Origin of the sequence: Bradyrhizobium sp. HKCCYLRH1034 (assembly GCF_051168375.1) — a bacterium.
In the GTDB taxonomy this organism is placed as follows: domain Bacteria; phylum Pseudomonadota; class Alphaproteobacteria; order Rhizobiales; family Xanthobacteraceae; genus Bradyrhizobium.
Genome location: NZ_JBNPUW010000012.1, coordinates 140,816 through 164,153, shown reverse-complemented (window position 1 = coordinate 164,153; position 23,338 = coordinate 140,816). Strand labels below are relative to the sequence as shown.

20 protein-coding genes are annotated in these 23,338 nt (G+C 66.2%); 7 read left to right on the top strand and 13 right to left on the bottom strand.

Going from position 1 to position 23,338, the window contains the following annotated elements:
* Positions 1-27: 27 nt before the first annotated feature.
* The gene (gene parC / locus ACQR0W_RS25910) at positions 28-2,280 is read right to left on the bottom strand and encodes a DNA topoisomerase IV subunit A (protein ID WP_315711422.1); all 2,253 of its coding nucleotides are present in this window, start codon (positions 2,278-2,280) and stop codon (positions 28-30) included.
* Between the two features lie 397 nt (positions 2,281-2,677).
* Between parC and ACQR0W_RS25905 the strand changes: the two genes are divergently transcribed.
* The 6 genes from ACQR0W_RS25905 to ACQR0W_RS25880 all read left to right on the top strand — a co-directional run bounded on the left by ACQR0W_RS25905 (position 2,678) and on the right by ACQR0W_RS25880 (position 9,365).
* Positions 2,678-3,508, top strand: a complete 831-nt coding sequence (locus tag ACQR0W_RS25905) for an alpha/beta fold hydrolase (RefSeq protein ID WP_316187301.1) — start codon at positions 2,678-2,680, stop codon at positions 3,506-3,508.
* 612 nt (positions 3,509-4,120) lie between these two features.
* The gene (locus tag ACQR0W_RS25900) at positions 4,121-4,576 is read left to right on the top strand and encodes a hypothetical protein (protein ID WP_410051258.1); all 456 of its coding nucleotides are present in this window, start codon (positions 4,121-4,123) and stop codon (positions 4,574-4,576) included.
* A 255-nt stretch (positions 4,577-4,831) separates the two neighbouring features.
* Positions 4,832-6,043 carry an ABC transporter substrate-binding protein gene (locus ACQR0W_RS25895; protein WP_316187302.1) on the top strand — a complete coding sequence of 404 codons (1,212 nt, stop codon included), beginning with the start codon at positions 4,832-4,834 and terminating at the stop codon, positions 6,041-6,043.
* Positions 6,044-6,053: 10 nt separating this feature from the next.
* Positions 6,054-7,787 carry an FAD-dependent oxidoreductase gene (locus ACQR0W_RS25890; RefSeq protein WP_316187303.1) on the top strand — a complete coding sequence of 578 codons (1,734 nt, stop codon included), beginning with the start codon at positions 6,054-6,056 and terminating at the stop codon, positions 7,785-7,787.
* Positions 7,784-8,545, top strand: a complete 762-nt coding sequence (locus ACQR0W_RS25885; protein ID WP_316175187.1) for an SDR family NAD(P)-dependent oxidoreductase — start codon at positions 7,784-7,786, stop codon at positions 8,543-8,545. The genes ACQR0W_RS25890 and ACQR0W_RS25885 overlap by 4 nt, the downstream gene beginning before the upstream one ends.
* Positions 8,546-8,576: 31 nt before the next feature.
* Positions 8,577-9,365: an IclR family transcriptional regulator gene (locus tag ACQR0W_RS25880; RefSeq protein WP_316165159.1), complete on the top strand. Its 789-nt coding sequence runs from the start codon at positions 8,577-8,579 to the stop codon at positions 9,363-9,365.
* Between the two features lie 3 nt (positions 9,366-9,368).
* Here the strand turns inward: ACQR0W_RS25880 and ACQR0W_RS25875 are convergent, their stop codons facing one another.
* From ACQR0W_RS25875 to ACQR0W_RS25865, 3 genes are all read right to left on the bottom strand, one after another.
* The gene (locus ACQR0W_RS25875; RefSeq protein ID WP_316187304.1) at positions 9,369-9,992 is read right to left on the bottom strand and encodes a glutathione S-transferase family protein; all 624 of its coding nucleotides are present in this window, start codon (positions 9,990-9,992) and stop codon (positions 9,369-9,371) included.
* 111 nt (positions 9,993-10,103) lie between these two features.
* Complete coding sequence (locus ACQR0W_RS25870; RefSeq protein ID WP_316187305.1) at positions 10,104-11,705, bottom strand: FAD-binding protein; 1,602 nt, start codon at positions 11,703-11,705, stop codon at positions 10,104-10,106.
* A gap of 1 nt (position 11,706) precedes the next feature.
* Positions 11,707-13,368, bottom strand: a complete 1,662-nt coding sequence (locus tag ACQR0W_RS25865) for an acetolactate synthase large subunit (protein ID WP_316187306.1) — start codon at positions 13,366-13,368, stop codon at positions 11,707-11,709.
* A gap of 155 nt (positions 13,369-13,523) precedes the next feature.
* Between ACQR0W_RS25865 and ACQR0W_RS25860 the strand changes: the two genes are divergently transcribed.
* Positions 13,524-14,582: a LysR family transcriptional regulator gene (locus ACQR0W_RS25860; RefSeq protein WP_315827218.1), complete on the top strand. Its 1,059-nt coding sequence runs from the start codon at positions 13,524-13,526 to the stop codon at positions 14,580-14,582.
* 21 nt (positions 14,583-14,603) lie between these two features.
* Here ACQR0W_RS25860 and ACQR0W_RS25855 read toward each other — a convergent pair whose 3' ends face one another.
* The 9 genes from ACQR0W_RS25855 to lepB all read right to left on the bottom strand — a co-directional run bounded on the left by ACQR0W_RS25855 (position 14,604) and on the right by lepB (position 23,306).
* Positions 14,604-15,014 (bottom strand): ACT domain-containing protein, encoded by a 411-nt coding sequence (locus ACQR0W_RS25855; protein WP_315827219.1) that lies wholly within the window; start codon positions 15,012-15,014, stop codon positions 14,604-14,606.
* Between the two features lie 9 nt (positions 15,015-15,023).
* Positions 15,024-16,010 (bottom strand): glutathione S-transferase family protein, encoded by a 987-nt coding sequence (locus tag ACQR0W_RS25850; protein ID WP_316171397.1) that lies wholly within the window; start codon positions 16,008-16,010, stop codon positions 15,024-15,026.
* 148 nt (positions 16,011-16,158) lie between these two features.
* Complete coding sequence (locus tag ACQR0W_RS25845) at positions 16,159-17,205, bottom strand: DUF2278 family protein (RefSeq protein WP_315827221.1); 1,047 nt, start codon at positions 17,203-17,205, stop codon at positions 16,159-16,161.
* Between the two features lie 30 nt (positions 17,206-17,235).
* Complete coding sequence (locus tag ACQR0W_RS25840; protein WP_316165154.1) at positions 17,236-18,984, bottom strand: phospholipase D-like domain-containing protein; 1,749 nt, start codon at positions 18,982-18,984, stop codon at positions 17,236-17,238.
* Positions 18,985-19,277: 293 nt separating this feature from the next.
* Positions 19,278-20,018, bottom strand: a complete 741-nt coding sequence (recO, locus tag ACQR0W_RS25835) for a DNA repair protein RecO (protein ID WP_315827223.1) — start codon at positions 20,016-20,018, stop codon at positions 19,278-19,280.
* 145 nt (positions 20,019-20,163) lie between these two features.
* Positions 20,164-20,544: a hypothetical protein gene (locus ACQR0W_RS25830; protein ID WP_315711402.1), complete on the bottom strand. Its 381-nt coding sequence runs from the start codon at positions 20,542-20,544 to the stop codon at positions 20,164-20,166.
* A gap of 2 nt (positions 20,545-20,546) precedes the next feature.
* On the bottom strand, positions 20,547-21,473 hold the full coding sequence (gene era / locus ACQR0W_RS25825) for a GTPase Era (protein ID WP_315711401.1): 927 nt from the start codon (positions 21,471-21,473) through the stop codon (positions 20,547-20,549).
* Positions 21,463-22,548: a ribonuclease III gene (gene rnc / locus ACQR0W_RS25820; RefSeq protein ID WP_316171398.1), complete on the bottom strand. Its 1,086-nt coding sequence runs from the start codon at positions 22,546-22,548 to the stop codon at positions 21,463-21,465. The genes era and rnc overlap by 11 nt, the downstream gene beginning before the upstream one ends.
* Entirely contained in the window at positions 22,545-23,306 is a 762-nt protein-coding gene (lepB, locus tag ACQR0W_RS25815) for a signal peptidase I (protein WP_315711399.1), read from the bottom strand. Before lepB ends, rnc begins: the two co-directional genes overlap by 4 nt.
* Positions 23,307-23,338: the final 32 nt, after the last annotated feature.

Sequence of the window (23,338 nt, the reverse complement as noted above, 5' to 3'; positions counted from 1 at the left end):
GGCCGCCGGACGGATACTATTACGTCGCTACTCGATCGGCCGGTTGAACTTGTTCGACTTCGGCAGCCCCTGCGCGATGCGGCCGGCGTCGGCGCGGTTGCCCCGGTAGTCGGCCAATTCCTTCCAGCTCAGGCCCTGATCGCGGCCGGCGGAATCCTTCCAGGCCAGCCCCTGCTTCTGCTCGAAGGTGGTGACGTCGGACAGCTGCGCGCTGGTGTATTTCTGCAGCCGGACGCCGCGGCCACGCGCCATCTCCGGCACCTGGTCGAGCCCGAACACCACCATCTTGTGGTTGGTGCCGATGACCGCGACCTGATCGCCCGCGACGGTGGTGATCGCGCGCGCTTCCGCTGGCGCGGTCACGTTGAGCACCTGCTTGCCCTTGCGGGTGTTGCTGACGCAGTCCTCTTCCTTGACCACGAAGCCCTGGCCGTCGGAGGCCGCCACGAGGAACTTGCGCTCGCCCTTGGCGACGAACATCGACACGATCGAGGCGTCCTGGTCGAGGTCGATGAACATGCGGATCGGCTCGCCATGGCCGCGGCCACCGGGCAGCTTGCCGACGTCGAGCGAGTAGAACTTGCCATTGCTGGCGAACAGCAGCACCTTCGAGGTGTTCTCGGCGAAGAACGCCTGGCCGAGCTGGTCGTCGGTCTTGAACTGCAGGTTCGACAGGTCGGCGACGTGGCCCTTCAAGGTGCGCACCCAGCCCTTGTCGGAGACGACGACCGTAACCGGCTCGCGCTCGATGAAGGCCTCCTCGATGGCGGCGAGATCGTGCTCGGGCGCGTCGGCGAAATTGGTGCGGCGCTTGCCGAGCGGCGTCTTCGGCCCGAACATGTCGCGCACCGTCTTGACCTGCTCGCCGACCTTGGCCCATTGCAGCTGCTCGGATCCCAGCAGCGCATTGATGCCCTTCAGCTCGCCGCGCAGGTTCTTGTCCTCGGTGCGGATCTCCATTTCCTCGAGCTTGCGCAAAGAGCGCAGGCGCATGTTGAGGATGGCCTCGGCCTGGACCTCGGTGAGCTTGAACGTCTTCATCAGGACCGGCTTGGGCTCGTCCTCGGTGCGGATGATCCGGATCACCTCGTCGATGTTGAGGTAGGCGATCAAATAGCCGCCGAGAATCTCCAGCCGGTTCTCGATCTGATTCTTGCGGTAGTTCGAGCGTCGCAGCAGCACGTCGCGCAGATGGTCGAGCCATTCGCGCAGGCACTCGGCGAGACCCACCACCTTCGGGATCTTGCCCTTGATCAGCACGTTGAGGTTCAGCGGAATCTTGCTCTCGAGATCCGTGAGCCGGAACAGCGATTCCATCATCAGCGCCGGATCGACGTTCTTCGACTTCGGCTCGATCACGAGCCGCACGTCCTCGGCGGATTCGTCGCGGACGTCGCCGACCAGCGGCAGCTTCTTCTCGTTGAGCAACTCTGCGATCTTCTCGACCAGGCGCGACTTCTGCACGAGATAGGGAATCTCGGTGATGACGACGATCCAGGTGCCGCGGTTGCCCTCCTCCTGCTTCCACTTGGCGCGGACACGGAACGAGCCGCGGCCGGTGGTGTAGGCCTCGATGATCGATTCCTTGGAGTCGATCACGGTGCCGCCGGTCGGGAAGTCCGGGCCCTTCACCCAGCGCAACAGCGCGCGCGACTTGGCATCGGGCTTCTCGATCAGATGCAACGCGGCGTCGCACAGCTCGGCGGCGTTGTGCGGCGGGATCGAGGTGGCCATGCCCACGGCGATGCCCTGGGCGCCGTTGGCGAGCAGGTTCGGGAAGCCGCCGGGCAGCACCACCGGCTCCTTCGACTGGCCGTCATAGTTCGGCCGGAACTCGACGCCGTCCTCGTCGATGCCGTCCAGCAGCAGACGCGCGACGTCGGTCATGCGCGCTTCGGTGTAGCGATAGGCCGCCGGATTATCGCCGTCGATGTTGCCGAAATTGCCCTGGCCGTCGACCAGCGGATAGCGCGAGGAAAAATCCTGCGCGAGGCGGACCATCGCGTCGTAGATCGCCTGGTCGCCATGCGGATGGAACGAGCCCATCACGTCGCCGACGATCTTGGCGGACTTCTTGAACGCGGTGCCGGGATCGAGCCGCAGCAGCCGCATGCCGTAAAGGATGCGCCGGTGGACCGGCTTGAGGCCGTCGCGCGCGTCCGGCAGCGCGCGGTGCATGATGGTCGAGAGCGCGTAGGCGAGATAGCGCTCCTCCAGCGCCTCGCGCAGCGCGACCTCGTGAATCTCCGCCGGCTCCGGCGGAATCAGTGATTTTCCCATTAGCGTTTAGCTTTCAGTGGGTTAGCCCAGGAGCTTGAGCTGGCGTGAACGATTTGGGAACAGGCTTTATGCGATGACGCGCCGGCGCGCAATGACGGCCCTGCCCGGTTCCAGAAGGAAAAGGCCGGGTGTCCGGCCGCGGAACCGCAAAGTAGCCCGCAAATCATGCAGATCACGCGCCGCAGATGCATGCGGCTCCGCTCACGGATTGAGCAGCCAACGCGGGTCCCGTTGAGGTGCAACGCTGTCGCACACGAGTCTGTGTTGCTGAGATCGTCACGCTCCGTCGCTAAGGTGGCAGCGGGCATCCTTCGTTGCGTACCGACGCGACGAGGCGCGCCATCACGCCGCGCCTTGAACGCGGCAGATTCCATCCAGTGAGAAAGGCAGACACTCCATGAGCTCAGGATTCGTGACGACATCGGACGGCACGCAGATCTTCTACAAGGATTGGGGCTCGGGCCAGCCGATCGTCTTCCACCACGGCTGGCCGCTGTCGTCCGACGACTGGGACGCGCAGATGCTGTTCTTCCTCGACAAGGGCTTTCGCGTCATCGCGCATGACAGGCGCGGTCACGGTCGCTCCAGCCAGACGGAGACCGGCAATGAGATGGACACCTATGCGGCCGATGTCGCCGCGCTCGCCGCCAAGCTCGACCTGCGAGACGCGGTCCATGTGGGCCACTCGACCGGTGGCGGCGAGGTCGCGCGCTACGTGGCGAAGCACGGCAAGGGCCGCGTCGCCAAGGCTGCCCTGCTCGGCGCGGTGCCGCCGATCATGCTGAAGACGGAGAGCAATCCCGGCGGGCTGCCGATCGAGGTGTTCGACGGCTTCCGCGCGGCGCTCGCCGCCAACCGCGCGCAATTCTTCCTCGAGATTCCGACCGGCCCGTTCTACGGCTTCAATCGCAATGGCGCCAAGGTTTCCGAAGGCGTGATCCGCAACTGGTGGCGCCAGGGCATGATGGGCGGCGCCAAGGCGCATTACGATTGCATCAAGGCGTTCTCCGAAACCGACTTCACCGAGGACCTCAAGGCGATCGACGTGCCGGTGCTGCTGATGCATGGCGAGGACGACCAGATCGTGCCCATCGACGACTCCGCGCGCCTCGGCATCAAGCTGCTGAAGCATGGGACGTTGAAGACCTATCCGGGCTTCCCGCACGGCATGGCGACGACGCATGCCGACGTGATCAATGCGGACCTGCTCGCGTTCGTCAGGGGGTAGCTCGATCATTGCACTTCGCCGAATGCGCATTCCGATGCCGATGAAGCGATAGATCTCAAATCTTGCTCGTCATGGCCGGGCTTGTCCCGGCCATCCACGCAGCACTGCACACGCCGAACGACGTGGATGCCCGGGACAAGCCCGGGCACGACGAGTTCGGGGCTACCATTGATCCACTATCTCAATTTCCGCGTTGGAGACGTCGTCCTGCCTTCTCGCGACGCGCTCCGCGCCCGAGCTATCAAGATCGATTACCCTCTTCGGACAGAGGGCACAGGGAAGGCCGGACCTCGACTGAGGCCCGTGGCCCGCCTGCTCAAAAAATGCAGGCGGCAGGTACCACAGGTTCAGCCGGACGACCCGGCCCTCCCTGTGCGATGGGCTTACGAGTTATACGCGGTCTCCCCGGTGTCCGGCTTGTGAGCCACCGTCGCCCCTGGGATCATCACCCACGGACTTGGCGCCAGCATCGGGGCGCCAGGACGCTGCGATTTCGTCGTCCTGCTGGACTCGTTCGTCCGCGCGCACATGCGCGCTGCGATCCGGCAGGCCACCGCTCCCCGCTTCCTACGTCTCGTGACGATCGCGATGCGCCCCTCCTGTGGAGGCGGGATGCCGGGAAACATCGTCCTGATTTGCCCGACGACACAAGGCGAGCCCCCTGCGGCAGATTGGCTCGACGGGCAATTGGCGCATGGGAGATCGCGCCATTCTGCATATCAGAAACCGGACCGGCTGAGGCTCGGCGCGACCGCGGGAACCGATGGCGCCCGAGGCGCGTTCTCTCCGCATCAACGTAATGCGTATGCGATATCAACCGAAGCACGACCTGCTGGCGGGCATCTTTGCATGAAGAATTTTTCCGATGCATCCTTTTCGCCTGATGTCATCGCGCTGATGACCGAAGCCCTCAACGCGTCGGTCGCCGCGCTGCCTGAGCCGGTGAGTTCGACGAACGTGAACCTGCTTGCGGAAGCCGTGCTGCGCGCCGCCAAGGCCGGCGAGCGCGACGTCACCGCGATGCAGCGGCTCGCGCTGCTCGAACTGCAGATCATGCCGCGCATGTAGAGCGGATCACAGGCTTTCCTACAGTCGTAGAGCATTCCCAACGCGCTCACTTCCGGACCTCCTGGTTCGAGATGCGCCGCACGCGGCGCTCCTCACCATGAGGATGTCGGATCGCGCCTGACGCGCCGCCGGCCTCCCGCGTCCATCCCCCCAGCCCCTGCGCCACGTCCCACCCGTTCGCAATTGACAAATCTATTCGTCAATGTCTAACTCCCGTCGCCGCCGACAGAGCGGAGCAAAACGGGGAGGATCTTCATGCGACGGCAGCTGCTCGCCTGCGCGTTCCTGGCAACGACATCATTCATCGCGACAGGCGCTTCAGCCCAGGTTTCTGACGACGTGGTGCGGATCGGCGTGCTCACCGATCTCTCGAGCTGGGGCCGCGACAACAGCGGCCCGGGCTCGGTCGAGGCGGCGAAAATGGCGGTCGAAGAGTTCGGCCCCACCGTGCTCGGCAAGCCGATCGAGATCATCAGCGCCGATCACCAGATGAAGACCGACGTCGGAACGACGGTCGTGCGCGACTGGTTCGACAACGGCAAGGTCGACGCGGTCGTCGACATCCCCAACTCCGGTATCGCGATCGCCGTGCACAACATGGTGCGGGAGCGCAACAAGATCGCGCTGCTGTCAGGGCCCGGCGCGAGCTCGCTGACCGACGAGCTGTGCAGCCCGAACACCGTGCATTTTACCTACGATACCTATGCGCTGTCCAAGGTGACGACCTCGGCCGTGATCGGCCAGGGCGGAAAATCCTGGTACTTCATCACCGCGGACTATGCCTTCGGCCAGCAATTGGAGAAGGACGCCACGCGCTTCATCAAGGAGCTCGGCGGCACCATCCTCGGCGGCGTCAAGCATCCGACCAACACTGCCGACTTCTCCTCCTTCGCCTTGCAGGCGCAGAGCTCGAAGGCCGACGTCGTCGCCTTCGCCAATGCCGGGCAGGACACCGACAACGCCATCAAGCAGTCCGGCGAGTTCGGCCTGGTCAAGGGCGGCCAGAAGCTGGTCGGCCTGTTGATGTTCGACACCGACGTGCATGCGATCGGGCTCGAGGCCGCGCAAGGCACCTACATGACCACGGCGTCGTACTGGAACATGGACGACAACACCCGCGCCTGGTCGAAGAAGTTCTTCGCCCGCGCCAAGGTGATGCCGACGATGATCCAGACCGGCGTCTATGGCTCCGTGCTGCACTATCTCAAGGCCATCAAGGCGGCCGGTACCGACGATCCGAAGGCGGTGATGGCGAAGATGCGCGAGCTGCCGATCGAGGATACGTTCGTTCACGGCGGCAAGCTGCGCGAGGACGGCCGCGTCATCCGCGACATGTATCTGGCCCGCGTCAAGAAGCCGTCGGAATCGAAGGAGCCGTGGGACTATCTGGAGATCGTCAAGACCGTGAAGGGCGAGGATGCGTTCCGGCCGGTCTCCGAATCCAAGTGCCCGCTGCTGAAGAAGTAGGAGCGCGCACATGAGCGGAGCAGATCACCCGGCCGGCGACACCCATGATTGCGACGTGCTGGTGGTCGGCTCCGGCTGCGCCGGGCTGTCGGCGGCGGTCACCGCCGCCCATGCCGGGCTGAAGGTCATCGTGACCGAGAAGGAGCCGCGCTTCGGCGGCACCACGGCGCGATCCGGCGGCTGGCTGTGGATTCCGGGCACATCGCTCGCCAAGGCCTGGGGCATCGATGAGCCGCCAGAGCTGGCACGCACCTATCTGCGCCATGAGGCCGGCAACAGTTTCGATGCGGCGCGCGTCGACGCGTTCCTGACCAAGGGGCCGGAGGCCGTCGACTTCTTCACCAGCAAGACCGCGCTGAAGTTCGACATGCCGCTGACCTTTCCGGACTACCACGCGGAGGCGCCGGGCGGCACCCAAGGCGGCCGCTCGATGGTGACCCGGCCGTTCGACGGTCGCGAGCTTGGGCGTCACATCGAGGATCTCGGCCAGCCGCTGCCCGAGCTCACCGTGTTCGGCATGATGCTCGGCTCCGGCAAGGAGATCATCCACTTCATGCGCGCGACCAAGTCGCTGGCGTCGGCGTTCTACGTCGCGAAGCGGCTGTCGAAGCATGCGCTGGACGTGCTGCGCCATGGCCGCGGCATGACGCTGACCAACGGCAATGCGCTGGCGGGGCGGCTGGCGAAATCCGCGTTCGATCTCGGCATTCCCCTGTGGCTGTCGTCGCCGGTGGCCGAGCTGATCCGCGACGGCGAGGCCGTGCGCGGCGCCGTGGTGACGCGGCAGGGCAAGCGTATCAGGGTCAATGCGCGGCTCGGCGTGGTGCTGGCCTGCGGCGGCTTCCCGCATGACGTCGAGAGGCGCAAGGCGATGTTTCCGCATGCGCCGACCGGACAGGAGCATGTGTCGCCCGGCCCCGTCGGCAACACCGGTGACGGCCTGCGGCTGGCGGAGGCCGTCGGCGGCCGGGTCGAGGACGGCCTGCCGCACGCGGCGGCCTGGGTGCCGGTCTCCGTCACCACGCGCAAGGACGGCAGCAAGGGCGTGATGCCGCACTTCATCGACCGTGCCAAACCCGGCGTGATCGCAGTGACCGCGGACGGCGTGCGCTTCGCCAATGAAGGCAATTCCTACCACGACTTCGTGCAGGCGATGGTCAAGGCGGCGAAGCCCGGCCGCGAGATCGCGGCCTGGCTGATCACCGATCACCGCTCGTTGCGCCGCTACGGCCTCGGCTGCGTGCCGCCGTTCCCGATGCCGCTCGGGCACCATCTGAGCACCGGCTATCTCAAGCGCGGCGCGACGCTCGCCGAGCTCGCGAGCACGACGGGCATCGATCCGCGGGGGCTCGAAGCAACCGTCGCCGCGTTCAACGCCGATGCCGCGCTGGGCCAGGATCCCACGTTCGGCAAGGGCTCGCGCGCCTACAATCGCTATCAGGGCGATGCGCTGCACGGGCCGAACCCGTGTGTGGCGCCGATCAAGGACGGGCCGTTCTACGCCATCAAGATGGTGATCGGCGATCTCGGCACCTATGCCGGCATCCGCACCGATGCGCATGCCCGCGCGCTCGACGCCCAGGGCCACCCGATCGAGGGGCTCTATGCCGCCGGCAACGACATGGCGAGCATCATGGGCGGCAACTATCCGGGCGCCGGCATCACGCTGGGACCGGCGCTGACCTTCGGCTACATTGCCGGCCGCCATCTCGCCGAACGCGCTGGCCAAAGGAGCGCCGCATGAGCGACAGTCAGATGTTGGCCGGCAAGCTTGCGCTGGTCACAGGGGCGGCGCACGGCAATGGCCGCGCGATTGCGCTCGGCCTCGCCGGCCGCGGCGCCGATGTCGTCATCACCGACATCGACTTGGAGGGTGCCGAGCGTTGCGCCGCCGAGATCCGCGAGCACGGCCGCCAGGCGTGGGCGCATCGGCTGGATGTCACCGACGCCGCCGGATGCACCGCATTGGCGGCGCAATTGCGCGCCGAGGTCGGCGCCATCTCGATCCTCGTCAACAATGCCGGCATCATCATTCGCGAGAACATCGACTCGCCGCGTGCGCCACAGAACTGGCAGCGCGTACTCGACGTCAATCTCAACGGCGTGTTCAACGTCACCTACGCCTTCCTTGCCGCCTTGCGCGCGACGCGCGGCACGATCGTCAACATTGCATCCGTCGCCTCCTTCGTCGGCATCAGCAACACGCTCGGCTATTCGCCGTCCAAGGGCGGCGTGAAGTCGCTGACCCAGGCGCTGGCGCGCGAGCTCGCCGCGGACGGCATCCGCGTCAATGCCATCGCCCCCGGCGTGATCGCCACCGCGATGACGGAGTCGACCCGCAACGATCCCGAGCGGCTCGCCGGCTTCATGAGCCGCACGCCCCTCGGCCGCGTCGGCCAGCCCGAGGAGCTCGCTGGCCCGGTGGCGTTCCTGGTCTCCGACATGGCGTCCTACGTCAACGGCGTCACGCTGCCGGTCGACGGCGGCTTCCTGGCGGTGTAGGCACGGCGCCGGACCAGGGGCACAACAAGACATGGGACGAGAGAGCCGCGGCATCCAGTCGATCGAGGTCGGCGGCACCTTGCTGCAGGCACTGGCGCGCAGCGGCGAGCCGATGATGCTGCGCGACCTCGCGCGCGAGGCCGGGCTGCCGCCGGCCAAGGCGCATCCCTATCTCGTCAGCTTCTCGCGCATCGGTTTGATCGAGCAGGACGAAACCACCGGCCGCTACGAGATCGGCCCGCTGGCGCTCGAGCTCGGCCTGATCAGCCTGCGGCGGCTGTCGGCGGTCCGGATCGCCACCCCGAAGATCGCAGCGCTCGCCGGCGCGATCGATCACGCGGTATCGCTCGCGGTGTGGGGCACCAATGGCCCAACCGTGGTGCGGCTTGAGGAGCCGAGCCATCCGGTGCACATCGTGATGCGCGTCGGCTCGATCATGGCGCTGCTGGAGACGGCGACGGGCCGCGCGTTCGCGGCGTTCCTGCCGCCGAAGACCGTGAAGGCCGCGCTCGACACCGGCCTCGATCATCTCGGTGTCGGCTACAATCCGAAGCGCGCACCGAAGAGCCCGAAAGTGGCGGAGATGCTGGCCGAGGTGCGCGCACAGGGCCTGGCGCGCGCCATCGGCGATCCGCTGCCCGGCGTCAATGCCTTCGCCGCACCGGTGTTCGATCACGCCGGCCACGTCGCACTGGTCATCACCGCGATGGGCCCGGCCGGCACCTTCGACGCCGGTTGGCAGTCCCCGCTCGCCAACCGCCTGCGCGCGTGTGCGGCCGAGATCTCCAAGCAGCTCGGCCACGGCATCGCGCAGCCGTGACGCTCAGGCCGCGACCGAGCGTTTCTCCGGCCACGGCTCGGCCCACGCCGGCAGCCGCATCAGGCCATCGAGCCAGCGCACGATGTTCGGAAACGCCTCCATCGGCATCTCGGCCTCGCGCCAGTCGGTCGCCATCGAGGCGGCCGCGAAATCGGCGATGGTGAGCCGGTCGCAGGCGACGTGGCCGCGCGCCCGCAGATGCGCATCGAGCACGGCGGCGAAGGTCTTCAGGTTGGCGACCTTGCCGGCCAGCGCGGCACGGTCGGGCGCCCCGAGGCCGAACGTCTTGCGGACGATGTGCTCGAAATAGAACGGTCCGACCGCCGGCGCCCAGTGGCAGTCGTTCCACGCCAGCCAGCGCAGCACCTCGATCTGCTCCTGCGGATTGCGCGCCGGCCACATGTCGCAGCTCTCGCGGATGCAGAGGTGCGCCATGATGGCGGTCGACTCCCACAGCACGGTGTCGCCGTCGACCAGCACCGGCGCCTTCATATTCGGGTTGAGCGCGGCGAACTCCGGCGTCTTCAGGCCGCGGCTGATGTCGATGAACTCGGCGGGCACGCCGAGATGCTTGACCAGCGCCAGCACGCGGCGCGGCGCCTGGGCCTTGATCCAGTAGATCTTCATGACGGGTCTCCATCTCCTGTGCCTTGAAGACGAACGTCGCAGCACCGGATCGACAGTGACGGAGCAAAAATTCAGCGGCGGTTCCGCCGACTCCTACGGTTCCCGTAGCCGTCACATCGCGCGCACCGCCGCCCGTGCGGTGAGAATGCAACCCGGCAGGAACGTGCCCTCCAGCGAACGCTTGCCGGACGCGCCGCCGCCGCCGAAGCCGGCGGCTTCGCCGACCGCATAGAGCCCGCCGATCGGCGCACCCGTGGTGTCGAGCACCCGGCTCTGCAGATCGGTCTTGAGGCCGCCGAGGCTCTTGCGGGTAATCAGTTGCATATGAATGGCGATGTAAGGCCCGGCGCCCGGGGCCTGCAGCGGCGCAGGCTTGCAGGTGCGGAGCTTGTCGGGGCCCCATTGCCGCGCGTGCAGGATGCGGCGCAGCTGATCGTCATTGTGGAGCTTGTCGCCATTCCCAAAGTTCGCATCGAAGGCGTCGGCGGTGGCCTGCAGCACCTCCGGCTTCACGTCGCCGGTGCCGGTCAGCGCATTCATCTTGGCGGCAAGACCGGTCAGCGTCTCGTCGACCAGGAAATGCCGGCTCTCGCGCTGCATCTGCCTGACCAGGCGATGATTGCCGAGCAGGGTCTCCTTGAGGAACATCGGCATCTGCCGGTCGCGGATGCGCGGATTGTGCTCGGCGCCGGAGATGGCGAACTCCTTGGCGCCGATGCGCCAGTTCAACAGATGCCATGTATACGGCTTCTCCTGCGCCGCGACGCGCTGGCACAGATCATGGGTGTCGAAGCCGGTCACCAGCGGCTCGGGCCCGATGCGCTCGCCCCTGTGATTGAGCCACAGCGCCGATTTGCACGGCACCAGCGACAGGCCATGGCCCTCGAAATGCGGAAACGGATGCGGGATGCCGGCGGCGTAGTTCCACATCTCGCCGGCATGCGTGATCTCGGCGCCGAACACCTCGGCCGCGTGGTGATGCAACTTGCCGTCGGAGAACGGATGCGCGCCATTCAGCATCGCCGCCGGCAGCGGCCGGCCCTTGATCCAGTTGGCGCGGGCCTCCGCATGGCTGCCATTGAGGCCGCCCATCGCCAGCACCGTCAGCGGCGCGGCGATGCGGATTTCGGCGCCCGTCTCCTCGTTGACGGCGACCACGCCCGATACCGCGCCGGCAGCGCGATCGAGGCTGACAACGCGATGACGGTGCAGCACCGTCAGCCTGCCGCCACCGTCGGCCGCGCGCATCGCTTCGATCATTACGCGCGTGAGCCGCTGCGAGGTGCCCCAGACGATGTGATAGCGCGGCAGCGCATTGCCGTCGCCGTACCGGCCGCGCTCGACCCAGTTCACTGCCGGCATGAACGTCACGCCGTGCGCCAGCAGCCAGTCGTAGACCTCGCTGCGGGAATGCGCGACGTAGTAGCGCGCCCATTGCAGCGGCCAGTGCTCGGCGGCATCGAGCTCGCCGAACCTGATCCAGTCGCGCAACGCGATCTCCGGCGTATCCGGGATCTTCATGCGCGCCTGCAACGGCGTGCCGATCAGCGCCATGCCGCCGAATGCCCACAGCGCCAGCCCGCCGAGCCGCTCGGGCGTGTCCCGGTCCACGATCGTCACCGACTTGCCGGCGCGCAGTGCCTCCAGCGCGGTGACGATGCCGGCAAGACCGCCGCCGGCGATGACAACATCGGATTGCAGCGTCGCGCTCATGTCACGGCGCGATCTTGCGCTTGAGCATCCGCGCCACCGGCAACGGAACGCGGTCGAGCGATCCCAGGAGGTGCGGCAGGAGCTTCAGCTTGAGGCCGGTCAGCGCCGGCGGCACCATCGCCTCGATCAAATGGGGCCCCGGCCGCGCCAGCGCCCCCTGCAAGGCGCTGGTGAGTTCGTCCGGCGTGGTGACGCGGGTCGATCGCACGCCCATGCCGTCGGCGATCTGCGCGAGCTTGAGGACCGGCCCGTGCAGGTCGAGCTGCGCCCGCGCCTTCGGTCCGATCTCCTCGGCGCCGACACGTTCCAGCTCGACGTTGAGCACCGAGTAGGAGGCGTTGTTGAAGATGATGGCGGTGACGTTGAGCCGCTCGCGCGCGATCGTCCACAGCGACTGGATCGTATACATCGAGCTGCCGTCGCCGATCAGCGCGATGACCGGCCGGTCGGGACAGGCGATCGCCGCCCCGATGGCATTCGGCAGCCCCTGCCCGATGGCGCCGCCGGTCAAAGTGATCAGATCGTGGCGCGGCGCGCCCGCGGTGAATTTCGACAGCATCAGGCCGGAGCTGATCGCCTCGTCGATGATGATGGCGTTCTCGGGCAGGAGATGACCGACGGCCTTGCAGACCTTTTCCGCGGTCAGCTTCTTGCCGCGCGGACGCCCGGGCCGCGAGGCCGGCGACAATACCGGCGTGGCGCGCCCGGCCTCCAGGGCGGCGGCAAGCCTGGTCAGGCTGCACGCAGCGTGCTGCGCCGGCGTCGACAAGGTCAGCACCTTGCAGCCGTCATGTGGCAGATAGCTCTTCTTGCCGGGATAGGCGAAGAACGACACCGGCGCCTTGGCGTCGACCAGGATCAGGGTGTCGATCTCCTTGAGCTGGATCTGCGCCATCTCGGCGAGATAGGCGATCCGCTCGACGGCCGGCAGGCCCGTTCCACGCTGCATGCGTGTTGGAAACGTTTCGGCGTAGACTTTCACACCGCAGGTCGCGGCGATGCGCGCGGCCGCCAGCAGCGACTCCTCGTGCAGCGCCGTGCCTCCGAGTAGAAGAGCGCTGCGGCCGCCCGCCCTGATCGCCTCGGCGACGGCCTGCACGGTCGCATCGTCCGCAGGCGCCGGCGGCTCGATCACCGGCGCCGGCTCGGCGACGCCGCCCTCCCCCCAGGACACGTCGGCCGGCAGGATCAGCGTCGCGACCTGTCCGGGCCAGGAGCACGCCGCCTTCACGGCCGCCACCGCGTCGCGGCACAGCTCCGACGTCACCTGCGAGGTCCAGACGAATTCCGGCGAGACGTTGCGCGCGACGGTCTCGATATCGGACTGGAGCTGCGCGTCATAAGGGACATGATAGGTGGCGTGGTCGCCGACGATGTTGACGACGGGCACCTTGCCCTTGCGCGCATTGTGCAGATTGGCGAGGCCGTTGCCGAGGCCGCAACCGAGATGCAGCAGCGTTGCCGCAGGCGTGCCGGTCATTCGGGCGTAGCCGTCCGCCGCACCGGTCGCCACCCCTTCGAACAGGCACAGCACGGCGCGCATCTCCGGCGCGGAGTCCAGCGCCGCGACGAAATGCATCTCGGAGGTGCCGGGATTGGTGAAGCAGACCCGAATGCCGGAATTGACCAGGGTCCGTATCAGAGCTTGTGCGCCGTTGGGCATGAGAAAAGCCTGTTGCGGGGAAACTGCCGCAGCTCGGGGCGACTTGGCCGGCCCCGCCATGGCATTTCCCCTGTTTGTATTTGTGCCATTTTGGAATTGACGGTCTCAGAAATCCAATGAATTGTTATGCTTTGATCAATGAGCTGGGATCATCGATGCACACACCAACGTTGCGTCAGTTGCAGCAGCTGGTCTACCTCGCGGAAGAGCGGCATTTCGCCCGGGCCGCCAAGCGCGCCCATGTCACCCAGTCGGCGCTGAGCCGCAGCCTGCAGACCCTGGAGGACGAAGCGGGGATGCGGCTGTTCGACCGCAGCTCGCGCTCGGTGGAGATCACGGCGGTCGGCGAACGGCTGGTGGCGCGGGCCCGCTCGCTGTTGTCGGGCGCCGACGATCTCGGCCGCGAGATGCGGCTGTTGCGCTCGGGCGATGCCGGCCAGGTGACGGTGGGCGTCGGCGCGTTCACGGGCCTAGTGCTGCTGCCGGATGCGATGGCGCAGCTGTATGCCGAGCATCCATCCGTGCGCATCAAGCTGGTGCAGGACAATTGGCGCGCCCTGATGGACGTGCTGCAACAAGGCAAGCTCGATTTCTTCCTGGCGCACATCACCGACATCAGGACCGACGACAGCCTGGACCTCGAGCCGCTCGGAAGCCTTCCCGGCTACTTCTACTGCCGGCCGACCCATCCGTTGGCGGGGCGACGGGAGCTGTCGGCGCGCGATCTGGCCGGCCAGCACTTCGCCTCCGTCGCGCTGCCGCCGGACTTCAGCCGGCGGCTGGACGACCTGATCGCCGCGCCACGGGGACGCGGTTTCAATGTCGCCCTCGAATCCGAGAACGCCGGCCTGCTGGTGCAAATGGCGGTCCGCTCGGACGTCGTGCTCGTCGCGGGGGATGCGGTCGTCACCCACGAGCTGGCCTCCGGTCAGCTGGTCCGGCTCAATGTGGCCGAGCTGAAAGAGCCGCGCGCATCCGACCTGCTGCTGGCGCAGTTCGGCATCCTGCGCCTAAAGGGCCGCACCCTGTCGCCGGCGGCGATGATGCTGATGGACATGGTGCGCGCGCAAGCCGCGCAAATGCTGACCGGACCGCGCCGGCCGCCGGCTCCGCGCGCCGCACGCAACGCGCATCGATCTCGGCCGAGATCACGCAAGAAGCCGGGTGCACCCCAGCGCAACCGGTCGCGAAGTCATACCAGGAGCAAAGCCTGACCGGGGCGTGGCCCTGCGCCATCATCCGACGGCCGCGCGGCGCGACATCTCCTCCAGAACCCGCATTGCCTGCTCTGCCTGCGCTTCGGGTACGAACAGGTGATCATGATGAAAGGCCGAGACCGCGTTGACACTGATGCCAGCAGCAGCCAGCGCCGCTGTCACCCTGGCGAGGAAGCCCACCGCGTCGAGCGCTGATAGCACCGACAGCGTGATCAGGCGCGAGGTGAAGCGATACGCCAGCCCTGCCCGTTCGGCGTCCTCGCGCCGGACGATGAGAGTGTCACCCTCGCGCTCCCGGAACAGCATCAGCGGCGACAGCATCGCGGCCATCGCATCGCTGGCGCTGAGCGTGCAGAACACGAAGACGCCATCCTGCAGCTCCGGCGACATCGTGCGCAGCAGCGTGTCGAGATCGCGCTCGCCGGACATCGGAGCTCGTCAGGACCCGGCGAGGCGCGCACGGTCGTGCGGCGCGGTGAAATCCTGCCACGGCCCGACCGGGACGATGCCGGTCGGATTGATGGTGCGATGGCTCTCGTAGTAGTGCCGCTTGATGTGCTCAAAATTCACTGTCGCGGCGATCCCCGGCCATTGGTAGAGATCGCGCGTGTAGGCTGAAAGATGCCGATAGTCGGCGATGCGGCGGATGTTGCACTTGAAGTGGCCGACATAGACGGCATCGAAGCGGATCAGCGTCGTGAACAGCCGGATGTCGGCCTCGGTCATGGTGTCGCCGAGCAGGAAGCGGCGCGCCGACAGCCGCTCCTCCAGCCAGTCGAGCGTGGCGAACAGCGGGCCGATCGCCTCCTCATAGGCGGATTGCGTGGTCGCGAAGCCGCATTTGTAGACGCCGTTGTTCAGCGTATCGTAGACGCGCGCATTGATGGCGTCGATCTCATCGCGCTGGGCTTGCGGATAATAGTCGCCTTGCCTGGCGCCGACGCCGTCGAACGCCGAGTTCAGCATGCGGATGATCTCTGACGACTCGTTGTTGACGATGGTGCGGTTTTGCTTGTCCCAGAGCACGGGCACGGTGACGCGGCCGGAATAACGCGGCTCCGCGGCGGTGTAGACCTGATGCAGAAGGCCGGCGTGATTGACGCTGTCGGCCACGACGCCCGGACCCTCGGCAAACGTCCAGCCCTGCTCGCGCATCAGCCAGTGCACGACCGATACCGAAATCATGTCATCGAGCCCCTTCAGCGCGCGCATGATCAGGGTGCGGTGAGCCCACGGGCAGGCCAGGCTGACATAGAGATGATAGCGGCCCGCTTCGGCCTCGAAGCCGCCGGTGCCGGATGGGCCCGGACGGCCGTCAGCCGTGATGAAGCTACGGAACGCCGAATCCTTGCGGATGAAACGGCCGCCGGACGCCGCCGTGTCGTACCAGACGTCGTGCCATTGGCCGTCGACCAGGACTCCCATGACGCTCTCCTCTCACACCGTGGCCTGTGCGCAGGACTGCAACCTGCAGCCCCTTCGCCTGGGCCCTTACGTGACAGGAGTACACGTCACCCCGCCGCTGCGCCAGCAGAGAGCACGCTCCGAGAAGACGGCTCCGCCGAACACGCGGTCACGACTGGAACGGGATGGTGCGCCCCGGCTGCGCCGCCTGTTCCCGCGTATAGGAGACGCCGTGCACCTTCACGCCCGCGGCATTCAACAGCGTGATGATGCCGCCCCGGTTCGACAGCGCGACCGGCGCGACGATGGGCACCACCAGGGTGGCGCCGCGCCCGATCATGCCGCTCAGTTGCATGGCGTTCTTCTGCTTGTCCTTGATCTGCCAGCCGGTGAGATCGACGTCGACATCGGCGGTGTTCAGCAGCGTGACCGTCTCGTGCTCCGGCGTGCGCACGTCGTTGACATAGGCCGCGATGATCCGCACCAGCCCGTCGGGCACGTCGAGCGGCGGAATGTGGTCGCGGTCGGGAGGCGTATGCGGCGCGTTCGGGTAATCGGGATCGGGCGGAAGGATGACCCCTCCGCTGGCATCGTCCGAATGCCAGGCCTGGGTCTGGAATTTCAGGAAGATGGCGACCCATTGCTGCTGGTCGGGAAACTCGAAGAGCAGTCCGCCATCCTGCCAGGGACCGTTGTCCTTGGCATATTGGCCGGGCGGATTGCCCTGGTTGAAATGGATGTCGTGGATACCGCGGCCGGGCTTGAAGCCGAAATAGCGGTCCGCCTTCTCCTCCGGTCCCCATGCGACGCCGAAGGCATAGATGAGAGCCGTCTCGTCGGACATGGCGCGCTGAACGTAGGCGTCGATCTTCTCGTTGAGATCGTTGTCGGGGCCCGCGGCCGACAGCGGCAGCGGCTTCAGCTCCCATGGCTGCATCAGATTGCCCCGGATGAAATCGAGCGCCACGCCGCCGGGCTTGCTCTCCAACGGATGCAGCCCTTCCGAAAACGCCTTCAGGTCGTCGACGATTGGATGTTCGAAGCGCGAGCGAACCAGGAATTCGACCTCGCTGCCATCCTGGGAGCGGACATTGATGGCGATACGATAGAGCTCACCGCCGGCCGAGACCTGCACCTGATAGTGCGGACTGCTTCCCGTCGCCAGACGATTGTTGATGGGCCGCCCCTTGAGAAGCGAATAGTCATTCAATGGCATGGTCGTCTCCAACTCTGTCCGTAGCGATATCTAGGACGAGAACAGCAATCGATCGCGTTCAGCCTGCGACCCCTCGACATAGAAGCGCTCGAACCAGGCCGGCTTGCCGGACAATGCGGTCGGCTTGCGCAGCGTGATCGCGGCAGGCGCGGATGCAGCGCGCTGCCGCTCGGACTTGCCGTGGAACGCGTCGCGCATCCGGTTGCGAAACTGCAGGTGATCGAACACGCGGGTGGCCTCGATCGCATAGGACGTCGCGATCTTTCGGTCCTCGATCATGATGAGATGGTCGCCGTTGCCCTTCTCGCCGCTCGGCGAGAAGTTGCTCGATCCGGTGAACACTTTCGCGGTCGGCAGGCTGAAATCGGTCACCAGGAACTTGTGATGGATGTTGCGGCCCTTGCCGCCGGACCATTCGCTGCGGAACGGCTCCGGCGCCTTGCTCGCGAGATAGGCGAAATCGACGAGACCGATCGAGCCGTCGGGCTTGCGCAGCTCCAGGGCGCCGCGCTTGTCGACCGTGCCGTAGCTGAAGATCGGCCGCTCCATCACGCGGTCGAACGCCTCCTTGGTCGGACCGTCGCCGAGCTGGCTCAGAAACGCGACCGAGTAGAACACCGACGAGGAGGCCTGATCGATCGCGGCCCGGATCGGATTGAGCGAGAGATCGGTGGCCTGGTGCGGCGAGAAGCAGAGCTGCACGGTGGGCTTTCCCTCGGAATGGACGGCGTGCCATTTCTTGGAGAAATCATTCTTCCGGAAGAGCGAGGGGTCCTCGAAGGCGATGTCGAACATCTCGCCGAACAGCCCGGCGACATCAGGCGAATGAAAGACCAGCATGTTGTTGGCCTGAATATAGAGGCCGCGGAACGTGAAATTGGTCGAGCCGCACAGCACCTTCTCGGGCTTGCCGTTGCGGCGCGTGATCAGGACCTTGTTGTGCTGGAGATTGCTGAAATGCGTGCGCAGCACGGCAGCACCCGCCTGCTTGAAGCGCTTGGCGCTGCGCGATTCCGCGCTGCCGGGCAGCTTGTGGCTGTTATCCTTGGCGTTGGAGTCGTCGATGATCGCGCGCAGCCGCGGGCCGAACTGCTCCAGCAGGCCGATCACGTCGGGCTCATTGAGGTCATAGGCCATCACGTCGAGCGTGAGCCCGGGATCCGCCAGGGCGTCTTTCAAAAAGCCGAACAGGAGGTCGTAGGCCTCGAACCCCAGCCACTCATAGACGCTGTCGCCGGCCTCGTTGGCGAGGTCGAGCTTCTCGAAGCTCGGCCCGTCGCGGCTCTCGACGGGGATGATCTCGGCATTGTTGCCGAACTGATCGCGATAGGCCTGAGACGAGGCGAAGTTGCGGGTGAAACCGATGTCGATGAGGCCATCATAGGTGACCGCGCTCTGCGCAATGTCGAGCGTGAGGCTGGTCCCTGCCACGAGCGTGCCGTCGTTGCGCATGTGCTGCTTGGCGACGCGATACGTATAGACGCCATCCTTGGGCCGGTAGGGAAAGTGGATCCAGCGGAATTTCTGGAACGGTGCCTCGGTCGACGGGAAATTCCGGTTGCCGTCGACCTCCGCGCCGGCCCCGGCCGGATAGGAAAACGCGATCCTGTTGCGCAACTGGGAAAAATCCCGCGCGCCCGGCGACTTCACCTCGATCGAGAATCCGACAAGATCGGGTTCGGGCTCGGCGACGTCGAAGCCGATCATCGTCATGCGCTCTCCACGCCACAGCTTGGACGTGAACCCGTTGCTGGATTTGCTGTTCTCGAAATCGCTCATGATCGAAATGCCCCACGGTGATGAAAAAAGGCGCGCACGAAACGCATCTCGCCGAAGGGCTGCAATCTTCGCCATGAGCCGCGGACGACGCAACTTCAAAATGATGTGAAAATGTTCATCAACCAGGATTGTTGCATGATCCTACGTCGGTCATGTGAAGGCGGATGTGAATGACGTCACAGTCGGAGACGGTATCCGGATCAGCTTTGCCGTGATGCCGGCGCGTGTGTCGTCAGTCTCGACGTTGGCGAACGAGCGCGCGGGCGCATGACGACGAACGTCGAAAACGAGCCCTATCGCGAGGCGGGCCTTGCCCGCGTCACGGCGTTGATGAAGCCCTCGCGGGCGTCGGAATGGCCCTGCCCGCGCGGCTCCAACACGTGACGGAGAAGGAACATGCCGGTCAGCCGGAAACCGTCGAGCAGATCCTGCTGCGACCAGCCATGGCCCTGCTCGCTCTCGCGCAGGAAGGGCGGCAGCGGCAGCAGCCGGTCGGCCCATGGCGCCCCGGCCGTGCGCGACACCGCGCCGCCCGACTTCGGCGATACGTAGATCAGGTCCGAGGTCTCGCCGGTCGCAGCGCAAGAGTCGAGATCGAGCCCGAAGCCGAGTTCGGCGAGGATCGCCAGTTCGAAGCGCACGATGTGGGCGGCGGCGCCGCCCGCATCCTCGAAATCATCGAGCGCATGTTCGAGCCGCAGGTACATGTCTTCGTGCGGATCGCGCTCCGGCAACAGCCGGGCCAGCGAGGCAAGATGCGTCACGCCGTAGGCGCCGTGTTGCGCGGAGATCAGCCCCGCCGCCCGCAAGGTCAGCGCGTCGATGGCGTACATGCCGAGATGCTCGTCGAGCCGCGCGCGCCAGATAGCGCGCACCGTGTTGCCCGGCTGCAGCACCGGCCGCATGCGCTTGCCGCTCGCCCCGCGCACGAGACCGAGATGCCGGCCATGCTCGCGGGTCAGCAGCTCGACGACCGCCGAGGATTCGCCGTGCCGCCGCACGCCCAGCACGATGCCATCGTCGGTCCATTCCATGAAGCGAGCGGCCCCCCGGCAAACACCGTCATTGCGAGCGAAGCGAAAGCATCCAGCACGGCGCAGGACGTCTGGATCGCGTCACGCGCGAGGCGTCGCGCGCGGTCGCAAATTCCGCATGATCGGCGACATCAGCCCAGCCGTGTCACGCGTTGAACCAGCCGCGCGCATCGCCCGTGAACGAATAGTACAAGCCCATCGTCGTCAGCGCGCAGGAAATGACCTCGATGCCGGCATCGAGCGTCATGCCCTTCTGCCCGATCACCTGCACCAGGAAGATGTCGGACAGCACCAGCGCCCCCAGCAGCACCCAGCGCGGCCAGTTCCTGCGGCGCTGCGCCGCCAGATAGACGAAATAGAACAGCAGCAGGATGACCACCCCGTTGAGCACGGTCTGCGTGGTGATCATGTCCTCGGTTACGTCGAAGGTCGGCGTCCGGTCGGAGACGGCAACCGACAGCGCGTCCAGCATCAGCGAGATGTAGAGCAGCACTTCGAACCACAACACGTTGCGCGGCACGCTCATTGTCATTCCCTGGGGAACTCGAGCCCCATCTCCCGGTAGCGGTCGGGATCATCGCCCCAGTTCTCACGCACCTTCACGAACAGGAACAGGTGCACCGGCACGCCGGTGATCTCTGCGATTTCCTTGCGCGCCTGCGCGCCGATCGACTTGATCGTCGCACCGCCCTTGCCGAGCACGATCTTGCGCTGGCTGTCCCGCTCCACGAAGATCGTCTGCTCGATGCGGATCGAGCCGTCCTTGCGCTCGGTCCAGCTGTCGGTCTCGACCGTGGACTGGTAGGGCAGCTCCTGATGCAGATGCGAATAGATCTTCTCACGGGTGATCTCGGCCGCGAGGTGCCGCATCGGCGCGTCCGACATCTGGTCCTCGGGATAGTGGAACGGACCGGGCGGCACCATCTCCGCCAAGGCCCGCCTGAGATCGTCGACCCCGTCGCCGGAGATCGCCGAGATCATGAAGGTGCGCGCGAACGACAGCTTCTCGTTGGCAGCCGCGACCAGCGCCAGCAGCTTCTCGCGCGGCACCAGGTCGACCTTGTTGACCACCAGGATCTTCTCGTGCGCGACCGCAGCCGCCTTGTCGATGATGGCCTGCGCCTCATCGTCGATGCCCTTCTTGGCATCGAGCAGCACGCAGACGAGATCGGCATCATGCGCCCCGCTCCAGGCCGTCGTGACCATGGCGCGGTCCAGCCTGCGCTTCGGCGCGAAAATGCCGGGGGTGTCGACCAGGATGATCTGAGACGCGCCTTCGATGACGATGCCGCGGATCAGTGCCCGCGTCGTCTGTACCTTGCGCGAGACGATCGTGACCTTGGAGCCGACCAGCGCGTTGACGAGCGTCGATTTGCCGACATTGGGCGCGCCGATCAGCGCGACGAAACCGCAGCGGGTCCCGGCAGCCGGCACCGATTGTTGTTCAGCCGTCATTGCTGCCGCCGCTGACGCCTTCGCGCTCGATCATGACCGATGCCGCCACCTTTTCTGCCGCCCGCTTGGAGCCGCCGATGCCTTCGGCCGGCTCCAGCCCCGGCAGGTCGACGGCGACACGGAACTGCGGATCGTGATGCGGGCCGGTGCGCTCCACCTCCCGGTACACCGGGGTCGGCAGGCCCTTGCCCTGCGCCCATTCCTGCAGCACCGTTTTCGGATCGCGGAGCGGGCGCCGCGGCTTGTGCATGCGCTCGGTCCAGTTGCGCTCGACGAATCCAGCGGCGGCCGTGTAGCCGCCGTCGAGGAAGATCGCGCCGATCACCGCCTCGCAGACGTCGCCCAGCACCGACTTGCGCAACCGCGCCCCGGCGCCGGCGCCGACCGCGCCGAGCTTGATGTCGTCGAGCAGGCCGAGCGACTTGGCGACGTCGGCACAGCTCTCCTTGCGCACGAGATCGGCGAGCCGCTTCGACAGCTCGCCCTCGTCCGCGCTCGGAAACGAGCGGTACAGCATGTCGGACACAATCAGGCCGAGCACGTGATCGCCGAGAAATTCGAGCCGCTGATAGCTGTCGCCGCGCTTCTTGGACGATTTCAGCGCCGAGACGTGGGTAAAAGCGGTGCTGAGCAGCGACGGATCGACAAAGTGATGGCCGATGCGCGCCTCGATCGCGGCATTGGCGGCCTTGTCCGCGGCCTTGGCGCCCTTGGCGGCGCTGGTCCCCGCGCTCTTGGTACGGCGACCGCCCTTCGCCTTGCTGCGCGGCTTGCCGTCGGAATCGGCCTCGGCAACGAGCGCGGTCGGGTCCGCCCCATCCTCGGTCGGGCGAGCGGGCACCGATTCGGACTCGACGGTCTTCATGTCTGGCTTGGAGACCGGCTTCGCGTCGGTCTTGGAATCGGCCTTTGGCTCGGTCTTGGGCTCGGCCTTGGGCTCGCTCTTCTGCTCAGGCTTGATCTCGGACTTCGGCCGCGACGCGGCCTTGGGCGTTGCCTCCAGCGCACCCGTGCCGGGTTGCGGGCTCGATGCGGCAGCCTGCGTGGTCTGGATTTCGGGTGAGTCGTCGATCATCGCACGAATTTGAAGATTCGATTCCAGCGCACCGATACCGGCCAGCGCCAGAACGCCCAGGCATGCTCGCCTTCGGCAATGGAAAAGAAGATCAGCTGCGCACGGCCGACGATGTTCTCGAACGGCACGTAGCCGACCTGGCTGAGGAAGCGGCTGTCGGTCGAGTTGTCGCGGTTGTCGCCCATCATGAAGAAGTTGCCGGCCGGCACGGTATACACCGCGGTGTTGTCGACATAGCCATTGTCGACGCAGTCCAGCGTCTCATAGCTGACGCCGTTCGGCAGGGTCTCCTTCCAGCGCTTGACGCGCGCGGTCGAGTCCGGCTGCCCGCAGGGATCCTCGCCGATGAAATCGGAGAGCCGCTCGCGCTGCACCGGCTTGTCGTTGATGTAGAGCAGCCCTTCGCGCACCTGGATGCGGTCGCCAGGCAGGCCGATCACCCGCTTGATGTAGTCGGTGGTGTCGTCCTTGGGCAGACGAAACACGACGATGTCGCCGCGGTTCGGCTCCGAGCCGAAGATGCGGCCCGAGAAAATCGGGGGCGACAGCGGAATCGAGTAGTGGCTATAGCCGTACGAATATTTCGATACGAACAGATAGTCGCCGACCAGCAGGGTCGCCTTCATCGATCCCGAGGGGATGTTGAACGGCTGGAATAGGAAGGTGCGGATCACCAACGCGATCAGCAGCGCATGAACGACGACACGAACGGTTTCACCGAGGCCGCTCTCAGTCTTGGTTCCGGAGGTCACGCTCATCGCTCTTTCAATGTCCCTTGGCGAATGGTCCG

Excerpts from the sequence above, each read along its gene's own strand:
- ACQR0W_RS25865 (WP_316187306.1), bottom strand. The coding sequence starts at position 13,368 with ATGCCCAACGGCGCACAAGCTCTGATACGGACCCTGGTCAATTCCGGC.
- ACQR0W_RS25895 (WP_316187302.1), top strand. The coding sequence starts at position 4,832 with ATGCGACGGCAGCTGCTCGCCTGCGCGTTCCTGGCAACGACATCATTC.
- lepB (WP_315711399.1), bottom strand. The coding sequence starts at position 23,306 with ATGAGCGTGACCTCCGGAACCAAGACTGAGAGCGGCCTCGGTGAAACC.
- ACQR0W_RS25875 (WP_316187304.1), bottom strand. The coding sequence starts at position 9,992 with ATGAAGATCTACTGGATCAAGGCCCAGGCGCCGCGCCGCGTGCTGGCG.
- ACQR0W_RS25870 (WP_316187305.1), bottom strand. The coding sequence starts at position 11,705 with ATGAGCGCGACGCTGCAATCCGATGTTGTCATCGCCGGCGGCGGTCTT.
- ACQR0W_RS25860 (WP_315827218.1), top strand. The coding sequence starts at position 13,524 with ATGCACACACCAACGTTGCGTCAGTTGCAGCAGCTGGTCTACCTCGCG.
- parC (WP_315711422.1), bottom strand. The coding sequence starts at position 2,280 with ATGGGAAAATCACTGATTCCGCCGGAGCCGGCGGAGATTCACGAGGTC.
- rnc (WP_316171398.1), bottom strand. The coding sequence starts at position 22,548 with ATGATCGACGACTCACCCGAAATCCAGACCACGCAGGCTGCCGCATCG.
- ACQR0W_RS25885 (WP_316175187.1), top strand. The coding sequence starts at position 7,784 with ATGAGCGACAGTCAGATGTTGGCCGGCAAGCTTGCGCTGGTCACAGGG.
- ACQR0W_RS25855 (WP_315827219.1), bottom strand. The coding sequence starts at position 15,014 with ATGTCCGGCGAGCGCGATCTCGACACGCTGCTGCGCACGATGTCGCCG.
- ACQR0W_RS25850 (WP_316171397.1), bottom strand. The coding sequence starts at position 16,010 with ATGGGAGTCCTGGTCGACGGCCAATGGCACGACGTCTGGTACGACACG.
- ACQR0W_RS25830 (WP_315711402.1), bottom strand. The coding sequence starts at position 20,544 with ATGAGCGTGCCGCGCAACGTGTTGTGGTTCGAAGTGCTGCTCTACATC.
- ACQR0W_RS25890 (WP_316187303.1), top strand. The coding sequence starts at position 6,054 with ATGAGCGGAGCAGATCACCCGGCCGGCGACACCCATGATTGCGACGTG.
- ACQR0W_RS25840 (WP_316165154.1), bottom strand. The coding sequence starts at position 18,984 with ATGAGCGATTTCGAGAACAGCAAATCCAGCAACGGGTTCACGTCCAAG.
- era (WP_315711401.1), bottom strand. The coding sequence starts at position 21,473 with ATGACGGCTGAACAACAATCGGTGCCGGCTGCCGGGACCCGCTGCGGT.
- ACQR0W_RS25845 (WP_315827221.1), bottom strand. The coding sequence starts at position 17,205 with ATGCCATTGAATGACTATTCGCTTCTCAAGGGGCGGCCCATCAACAAT.
- ACQR0W_RS25880 (WP_316165159.1), top strand. The coding sequence starts at position 8,577 with ATGGGACGAGAGAGCCGCGGCATCCAGTCGATCGAGGTCGGCGGCACC.
- ACQR0W_RS25900 (WP_410051258.1), top strand. The coding sequence starts at position 4,121 with ATGCCGGGAAACATCGTCCTGATTTGCCCGACGACACAAGGCGAGCCC.
- recO (WP_315827223.1), bottom strand. The coding sequence starts at position 20,018 with ATGGAATGGACCGACGATGGCATCGTGCTGGGCGTGCGGCGGCACGGC.
- ACQR0W_RS25905 (WP_316187301.1), top strand. The coding sequence starts at position 2,678 with ATGAGCTCAGGATTCGTGACGACATCGGACGGCACGCAGATCTTCTAC.